2 protein-coding genes (1 of these 2 only partly in view) are annotated in these 9,580 nt (G+C 70.1%); both read left to right on the top strand.

Going from position 1 to position 9,580, the window contains the following annotated elements; genetic code table 11:
• Positions 1 to 3,747 carry the 3' portion of a type I polyketide synthase gene (locus ACWGSK_RS27350; protein ID WP_358515627.1) on the top strand. Its footprint begins 1,122 nt before the window's first position, so only the last 3,747 of its 4,869 coding nucleotides appear in the window; its start codon lies beyond the left edge, outside the window; it ends in the stop codon at positions 3,745 to 3,747.
• Positions 3,744 to 9,580, top strand: a 5,837-nt coding sequence (locus ACWGSK_RS27355; RefSeq protein WP_452457165.1) for an SDR family NAD(P)-dependent oxidoreductase, incomplete at its 3' end; no start/stop codon positions are given. The genes ACWGSK_RS27350 and ACWGSK_RS27355, both read left to right, overlap by 4 nt.

Raw genomic sequence — 9,580 nt, forward strand, 5'->3', positions numbered from 1 at the left:
GGATCCCTGAAGTCCAACCTGAGCCACAGCGCCGCCGCCGCGGGGATCGGTGGGGTCATCAAGACGGTGATGGCGATGCGCCACCGGACCATGCCCCGGACACTGAACGCCTCGCCTCCCTCACCCGCCATCGATTGGTCGACGGGCAGGGTGGAGCTCCTGCACGAGAACCGCGAATGGACCGTTCACGGCCACCCCCGACGCGCGGGGGTCTCCGCGTTCGGTGCCAGCGGAACCAACGCCCACGTGGTCCTGGAAGAGGCGCCCGCAGCGGAGGTCGACGGCGAGGACGGCGCACCGACCGCTGTGGAGGAGGAACCGAGCACCCCGGCCGTCCTGGGGCGGAACCCGTCCCTTCCCCTGGTGCTGTCGGCCAAGACGGAGGGTTCCCTGCGCGGCCAGGCCAAGCGACTCGCCGAGGCCATGAAGGAGCGACCGGACCTCTCCCCGGCCGACGTGGCCTTGTCCCTGGTGACCACTCGTACCCCCTTCGAACTCCGGTCCGTGGTGGTCGGGGCCGACCGCGCCGAACTGGTCGAGGCACTGGAGGCCCTCTCGCGGGGGGACGAGCAGGAGGGGGCGGCACACGGTAGAGCCGCCGCCGTCACCGCCGGTCCGGTCTTCGTCTTCCCCGGTCAGGGAGCCCAGTGGCCCGGAATGGCCGGTCGGCTCGCCGAGGAGTCCCCGGTCTTCGCCGCGGAGCTTCGAGAGTGCGCCCGCGCCCTCCGACCGTGGGTGGACTGGCCGGTACACGAAGTGCTGTTCGACAAGGACGGTCACGCGGGCGGGGTGGACGTCGACCGGGTGGATGTGATCCAGCCCGTCCTGTTCGCCGTCATGGTCTCTCTGGCCAGGACCTGGGAGGCGTGCGGAGTCGCACCCGCCTCCGTGGTCGGGCACTCCCAGGGTGAGATCTCGGCGGCCTGTGTCGCGGGCGTCCTGTCCTTGGAGGACGCGGCCCGAGTGGTGGCGCTGCGCAGCAAGCGCATCCGCACCATCACCGGGGACGGGGGGATGCTCTCCGTCGCGCTGCCACGGGCCCGGGCCGAAGAGCTGCTCTCATCCTGGCGCGGACTCTCCGTCGCCGCGGTCAACGGCACCGGTTCTGTGGTGGTGTCCGGTAACGCGGACGGCCTGGACGAACTCGCCGCGGAGCTTGAGGGTCAAGGCGTGCGCACGCGTCGCGTCCCGGTCGACTACGCCTCCCATTCCCACCATGTCGAACGGATCAAGGAGGGGATCCTCTCCGACCTCTCCGGTTTGTCCCCGCGTCCCGCGCGGATACCCCTGCACTCCACGGTCACCGGCCGCCCCATCGGGGACGATGTCATGGACGCCGACTACTGGTACCGCAACCTCCGAGGCACGGTGGAGTTGGACGCCGCCGTGCGCGGCCTGGTCGAAGCCGGTTACTCCACGTTCGTCGAGGTGAGCCCGCACACCGTGCTGCTGCCCGCCATCACGGAGACCCTGGAGGACGAGGCACCCTCCGGGAAATTCCTCACCGTCGGTTCGCTCCGCAAGGAGGACGGAGGCGCCGACCGATTCCTGACCTCGCTCGGGTCGCTGTACGCGCACGGGGAGTCGGTCGATTGGGAACGGGTCCTGGCCGGTTCCGCCGGAACCGCGGTGGACCTTCCGACCTACGCCTTCCAACGGCAGCGTCACTGGTTGGAGGCCGAGGACACCGGTGAAGCGGCCGCACCCGCCGACGTCGGTGGGGACTTTTGGGACATCGTCCGATCGGCCGATCCCAAAACCCTGGCCGAGGAGATCGGTATCGACCCCGAGGCCTCCTTCCTGGACGCGGTGCCGGCGCTCGGCAGGTGGTACGAACGCCGACAGACCGGGGCGTCCATCGAACGGTGGCGCTACCACCAGACCTGGAATCCGCTTGCGGAGCCCGTCTCACCCCGGCTGCGGGGGCGCTGGCTCGTACTCGTGCACGAGCACGGGAACACGGATCCGATCCATGCCGAGGTCACCGATCTGCTGCGCGGACACGGGGCCCGGGTCGAGGAGGTCGTGATCCCGGCCGAGGGGGCCGATCGCTCGGCGCTGTGCACTCTGTTCAAGGAGACCGCCGAAGGCGGAGTCCAGGGGATCGTCTCCCTGCTCTCCCTGCAGGAGGGACACCACCCGGACCACCCCGGACTCCCGAGGTCGGTCGCCTCCGCGTTCTCCTGCATCCAGGGTTTCGCCGACTCCGGGGTCGACGCGCCGTTGTGGATGATCACCACGGGAGCCGTCGCGGTCAGTGGCGCGGAATTCGTGAGCCACCCCGAACAGACGGCCGTGTGGGGACTGGGTCGTGTGGCGGCCCTGGAGTTCCCGGACCGCTGGGGAGGACTGGTGGACCTCCCCGGGCAAGGACTGACGGACACTTTGGGATCGCGCTTGGCCGCGGTCCTCGGGGGCACGGGGGAGGACCAGGTCGCGCTTCGCCCGGCGGCGGCCTACGGGCGACGCCTCACCCGAAGCACCGTCGACCGGGGACGGCCTCGATGGACTCCCGGCGGTACGGCCCTGTTGACCGGCGGTACGGGTGGGGTGGGCGCCCAGGTGGCCCGCTGGCTGGCCGAACTGGGCGTGCCCCGCCTGGTGCTGACGTCCAGACGCGGACCCGGCGCGCCCGGGGCGTCCGAACTCGAACAGGAGTTGCGGGCGCTGGGCGCCGAGGTGGAGATCACCGCGTGCGACGCGGGTGACGCGACCGCGCTGGCCCACATCAAGGAGCGGTCGGCCAAGGAGGGATTCCCCGTCCGCACGGTGTTCCACATGGCCGGCGCGGGCGTGCTTCGCGGCCTGGCCGACACCGATGTCGAAGAGTTCGCGGAGACCACCCACGCCAAGATCGCCGGCGCCGACGCCCTGGACCAGGTCTTCGGCGAACCAGGAGAGCTCGACGACTTCGTCCTCTTCTCTTCGGTTTCCGCGGCCTGGGGGAGCGGAGAGCACGGCGCGTACGCCTGTGCCAACGCCTATCTGGACGGCTTCGCGGAGCGCCGCCGGGGCAGGGGGCTGGCGGCGCGTTCCGTGGTCTGGGGGATCTGGTCACCCGACGAGGGCGGGGGTATGGCCGCCGATCTCGTCGAGGAACAACTGCGCAGCAGGGGCATCCCCTTCATGGACCCGAAGGCCGCGCTAGAGGGCTTTCACCGGGTCCTTGGGGGCGGGCCCGTCGTGGAGGTCCTCGCCGACGTGGACTGGAGCCGCTTCGCGCCCGTGTTCACCATGGCCCGACCCAGCCCTTTGATCACGACGGTGCCCGAAGCGCGCGCGGCACTCCTGACGGAGGAACCGAAGGAGGCCGCGGCGTCCTTCGGGTCACTCGCGGACCGCCTCGTCACCTTGGGCCCGGCTCAACGGGAGAGGGAACTCTCGGACCTGGTGCGCACCCAGATCGCCGCCGTCCTCCAGTACACCGGCCCGGACGACGTCGACCCCGAACGCGCTTTGCGAGAGCTCGGGTTCGACTCTCTGACCGCGGTCGACCTGCGGAACCGACTGGGAGGAGCCACCGGGCTGCGACTCCCCGTGACGATCGTCTTCGATCATCCCGACGCCGACTCCCTCACCGCCCACCTGGACGGGCTGCTGGTCCCCGACCCACGAGGAGACGTGGAAGCCCCTCCGGGCCGGGAGCCCGAGGTCGGACTCGACGACCCCGACGAGGTGAACGACATGGACATCGACTCTCTGGTCCGGTTGGCGCTGCAGAACGAGACCGATGAAGGTGTGAAATGACCGAGAACAACGAGCAGTTGGTTTCCGCGCTGCGCGCGTCAGTCCGGGAGAACGAGAGGCTGAAGCAGGCCGAACGCGAACCGATCGCGATCGTCTCCACCAGTTGTCGCTGCCCTGGCGGGGTCACCTCCCCCGAGGAACTCTGGAACCTCGTCTCCCGTGAGGAGGACGCGGTCGGGCCCCTGCCCACGGACCGTGGTTGGGACCTCGAACGCCTCTACCACCCGGACCCGGAACACGAGGGCACCTCCTACGTGAACTCCGGTGGCTTCCTGAAGGACGCGGGAGGCTTCGACCCGGACTTCTTCGGTATCGCCCCGCGCGAGGCCGAAGCCATGGACCCGCAACAGCGTCTGCTGTTGGAGACCTCCTGGGAGGTCTTCGAACGGGCCGGGATCCTTCCGCGTTCCCTCAAGGGCACCCCCACGGGCGTCTTCCTGGGCGCGGCCTGGCAGGGGTACGGCGAAGGCTGGCGCGAACTGGAGGGAAGCGTCCAGGGACACCTCGTGACGGGGATGTCCACCAGCGTCATCTCGGGACGCATCGCCTACACCCTGGGCCTGGAAGGCCCCGCCATCACCCTTGACACCGGGTGCTCGTCCTCCTTCGTCGCCCTGCACCTGGCCATTCAGTCCCTGCGCCGCAAGGAGACCTCGCTCGCCGTGGTCGGTGGCGTGGCGGTGATGTCCGCTCCGATCTCCCTCATCGGCTTCAGCCGGCACAAGGCCCTCGCCAAGGACGGTCGTTGCAAGGCGTTCTCCGCCGACGCCGACGGAATGGGTCTGGGGGAAGGCGCGGGAACCATCCTCCTGGAGAGGCTGTCGGACGCTCGACGCAACGGCCACCCCGTCCTCGCGGTGGTGTCCGGTAGCGCCATCAACCAGGACGGCGCCAGCAACGGCATGGCCGCCCCCAACGGTCTGGCCCAGCAGAGGGTGATCCGCCAGGCGCTCGCCGGCGCACGTCTGGACCCCGGTGACGTGGACGTGGTGGAGGCCCACGGGACCGGGACGGGCCTGGGCGACCCGATCGAGGCCGAGGCGCTCATCGCCACGTACGGCAGGGACCGCGACGGCGCCCGCCCGCTGCACATCGGATCGCTGAAGTCCAACATCGGCCACCCCCAGGCCGCCGCGGGCGTGCTCAGCGTGATCAAGATGGTCGAGGCCCTGCGGCACGGTGTCCTTCCCCGGTCGCTTCACCTCGATGAACTCACGTCCAAGGTCGATTGGTCCGAAGGCGCGATCACCCCGCTGGTCCGCTCACTGCCGTGGCCGGAGACCGAGCGGGAGCGCACCGTGGGGATCTCGTCCTTCGGTGTGAGCGGCACCAACGCCCACGTCATCCTCCGTGAGGCCCCCAAGGCCGAGGAGATTCGGGAGTCGGTCGACCCGCGGACCGTCGCTTCCTCCGCTCTTCCCTGGGTCCTGTCCGCCAGGACGGAGACCGCACTGCGGGACCAGGCCGTTCGTCTTCGCGACCGGTTGAGGGACGAACCCGACCAGGATCCGCTCGACGTCGCCTACACGCTCGCCACGGCTCGGACCGCTTTCGAGCACCGTGCCGCGGTGGTCGCCACGGGGAAGGACGACCTGCTCAAGGGGCTGGAGGCCATCGCGCAAGGCGACCCCTCCGACCTGGTGTGCCGGGGCAGGGCGGGGCAGCGGCGCAAGCGCCGTGTCGTCTTCATGTTCCCGGGTCAGGGCTCGCAGTGGTCGGGGATGGCACGTCGCATGCTCGACGAATCCCCGGTGTTCGCCGGCCGGATCGCCGAGTGCGAGCGTGCCTTCTCCGACCACGTCGACTGGTCGCTTGAGGAGCTGCTGCGAACCGAGGACGAGGGCTGGATGGAACGGGTGGACCAGGTCCAGCCGGTCCTCTTCGCCGTCATGGTCTCCCTCGCCGCGGTGTGGCGTTCGCTGGGCGTGGATCCGGACGCCGTGGTCGGTCACAGCCAGGGGGAGATCGCCGCCGCCTGTGTGAGCGGGGCGCTCTCACTCGAAGACGCGGCCCGAGTGGTGATCCTGCGCAGCCGTTCCCTGACGCGTATCGCGGGAAGCGGGGGCATGCTGTCCGTCGGCCTCCCGGCCGAGACGGTGCGCACCGAACTGGACCGATACCCGGAGCTCGCCGTCGCCGCCGCCAACGGTGCCTCCTCCGCCGTCGTGTCCGGTCCCGACGAGGAACTGAACCGACTCGAACGGGAACTGGGCGCGGAAGGGGTCCGGACGCGACGCGTCCCCGTGGACTACGCCTCGCACTCGGCCGCCGTCGAACTCCTGCGGGAGGAACTCGCCACGGCCCTTGCCCCGGTGCGACACCGTGACTCCCAGGTCCCCTTCTACTCGACCGTCCTCGGGGCTCCACTGGAGCTGTCCGCGGAGGACACCGACTACTGGTACCGCAACCTTCGCCGGACGGTGGAGCTGGAGAGTACGACCCGGAGGTTGGCGCGTGACGGCCACGACGTGTTCGTGGAGATGAGCCCGCACCCCGTTCTGACCCCGGCCGTGACCGAGACCCTCGATGACGAGGGGCGCCTGGACGCGAGCGTCGTCTCAGACAGCCTGCGTCGTGAGCAGGGCGGGCTCGACCGGCTCATGAACTCGCTCTGCGGTCTGCACACCCAGGGTGTGCGGGTGGACTGGGAGGCTCTGCTCTCCGGGGGGCGCGTCATCGACCTGCCCACCTACTCTTTCCAACGGCGCCACTACTGGCTCGAAGCACCGGTCCGCGGAGTCGGCATCGGGTCGGAGACCTCGTCCTGGCGATACGGGGTCGCGTGGAAGCGCACCGACCTCACCGCTTCGCCCGAGCTCGCGGGACGGTGGCTGATCGCCGTGCCCGCGGGGTCGAGGGATTCGTCCCTGGTCACGGATGTGCTGGGCGCCCTCGACGGTCACGGAGCACGATGCGAGGTCCTCGAACTCGTTTCGGGTGAGGACCGCGCCGCCATCGCGGAGCGCCTGCGCTCCGTCGAGGCTCCCGTGGGTCTGCTGTCCCTGTGCGCGCTGGAGGGGGACGCCGTCTCCTCCTCCGGGCGCAGCCTGGGACTCACGCTCAACAACGCGTTGGTACAGGCGTGCAACGACATCGGTGGTGACGTGCCGTTGTGGGCCGCGACCTCCGGCGCCGTCGCGGCGCACCCGGGGGAGACCGTCTCCGAACCCGAACAGGCCACCACCTGGGGGCTGGGCCGAATCGCGGCGACGGAACACCCACAGTTCTGGCGAGGACTGATCGACCTGCCGGAACGGCTCGACGACTCGGCCGCGGAGAACCTGGTCGCCCTCCTCGCCTCCGGTTCCGAAGAGCCGCAGGCGGCCGTGCGCGGAGCCGGTGTGTACGTTCGACGACTGGTCCGGGCACCCGACGTCGCGCGCTCCTGGCGACCCGAAGGCGTCGTCCTCGTCACCGGTGGCACCGGAGCCCTGGGTGGCAGGGTCGCCCAATGGCTCGCCGACAACGGTGCGGAGCACCTCGTGCTGCTCAGTCGCAGTGGTCCGGCCGCCCCCGGGGCCGATCGCCTTCGGGAGGAACTCACCGCCAAGGGCGTCCGCGTCTCCATCGTCGCGGTGGACGCGTCCGACCGCGACGCCCTTTCCGCCGCCCTGGACGGATTGCCCGACCTGAACGCGGTCGTCCACACGGCGGGGGCCCTCGACGACGGTCTGATCGACGGTCTCACCCCGGAACGGTACGACACCGTGCTCAGGCCCAAGATCGCCGCGGCCCGTAACCTGCACGAACTCACCAGAGAGCACGATCTCTCGGCGTTCATCCTGTTCTCCTCGCTCGCGGGCACGCTCGGCGGCCCCGGCCAGGGGTCCTACGCGGCGGCCAACGCCTACCTCGACGGTCTCGCGCGCCACCGACGCGACCAAGGACTCGCGGCGACGTCCATCGCGTGGGGGGCGTGGGACAGCGGAGGCCTCGTCGATGAGGAGACCTCCGAGCGGCTGCGCCGCGGCGGTATACCCGCCATGCCCGCGGAGAAGGCCGTCGACGCGATGGCCAAGGCGGTCGGAAGCGGTGACGTGTGCGTCGCCGTGGCCGACATCGAGTGGCGTCTCCTGCTGGACTCGTCGCCATGGACCAAGGACCTTCCCGTCCTGGGCGAGCTTCCCGAGGTCCGGGAACGGGACCGGGCGGCGGCGGACGAGCGGGTGGACGAAGAGGACGACCGCTGGCTCGGTCTTCGGGGAGAGGAGCGTGACCGGGAGCTGCGGCGCCTGGTCACGGCGGAGGTCGCCGCGGCCCTGGGGCACGACCCCGCCGACCTGGAGACCGATCGGGCCTTCCGCGATCTGGGATTCGACTCCCTGACCGCGGTCGACCTGCGTAACAGGATGGCCTCCGCCACCGGTGTCGGTCTGCCGGTCACCCTCGTCTTCGACTACCCCACCGTCGACGACCTGGTCCGTCACCTCTCCGAGGAGCTGCCCGGCGGAGCCGGGGAGGACGTGCCGGAGCCACAGGAGCAGGCCCCCGTCACGGCGGAGGACCCGATCGCGATCGTGGCGGTCGGCTGCCGGATGCCGGGAGGGGTGAACACTCCCGAGCAGCTCTGGGACCTCCTCAAGGAGGGCAGGGACGTGGTCGGCGACTTCCCCCGGGACCGTGGGTGGGACGTCGACGGCCTGTACGACCCCGACCCCGACAACCCCGGGACCTACTACGTCCAGGGGGGCGGTTTCCTGCAGGACGCCGGGGACTTCGATGCCGGGTTCTTCGGTATCTCCCCGCGTGAGGCGCTCACCATCGACCCCCAGCAGCGGTTGCTGCTGGAGACGTCCTGGGAGGTGTTCGAACGGGCGGGGATCAACCCGCGTGACCTGAAGGGCAGTCGGACCGGCGTGTACGTCGGCGCCAGCTACAACGACTACGGCTCCCGGGCCGCCGGTTCCAAGGAGCACGAGGGGTACCTGGCCCTGGGGAGCGCGAGCAGCGTCGTCTCCGGTCGGGTGTCCTACACGTTCGGTTTCGAGGGGCCGGCGATCACCGTGGACACGGCGTGTTCGTCGTCGTTGGTCGCGCTGCACCTGGCCACGCAGGCGTTGCGCAAGGGCGAGTGCTCGATGGCACTGGCCTGCGGGGTCGTCGTCATGTCCACCATGGACACGTTCGTCGAGTGGAGTCGACAGCGCGCCATGTCCCCCGATGGGCGTTGCAAGGCGTTCTCCACCGACGCGGACGGGGCCGGTTGGGCGGAGGGGGTCGGTGTCGTCCTCCTCGAACCACTGTCTCGTGCGCGTGAGCGGGGGCATCGTGTGCTGGGTCTGGTGCGTGGCAGCGCGGTCAACCAGGACGGCGCGTCCAACGGCTTGACCGCTCCGAACGGTCCCTCGCAGCAGCGTGTGGTGCGGGCGGCTCTGCGTGACGCGGGTCTTTCGGCGGATGACGTGGACATGGTCGAGGCGCATGGGACGGGGACCCCTTTGGGGGATCCGATCGAGGCCGAGGCGTTGCTGAAGGTCTATGGGCGTGAGCGTGAGCGGCCGTTGTGGTTGGGATCGCTCAAGTCCAACATCGGTCACACCCAGGCCGCTTCGGGTATCGCCGGTGTCATCAAGACGACGCTCGCGCTGCAGAACCGCGTCATGCCGAGAACACTGCACGCCGAATCGCCCTCGGAACTCATCGACTGGTCTCCCGGGGGGCTCACGTTGCTCAACGAGCAGGTGGAGTGGCCGGTCGGGGATCGGCCGCGTCGTGCGGGTGTCTCCTCGTTCGGGGTTTCGGGGACCAATGCGCATGTGTTGTTGGAGGAGGCGCCTGTGGTGGAGGCGCCTGTGGTGGAGGCGTCTGTTTCTGAGGCGTCTGTTTCTGGGGT

Source organism: Nocardiopsis sp. NPDC055551, assembly GCF_053619415.1.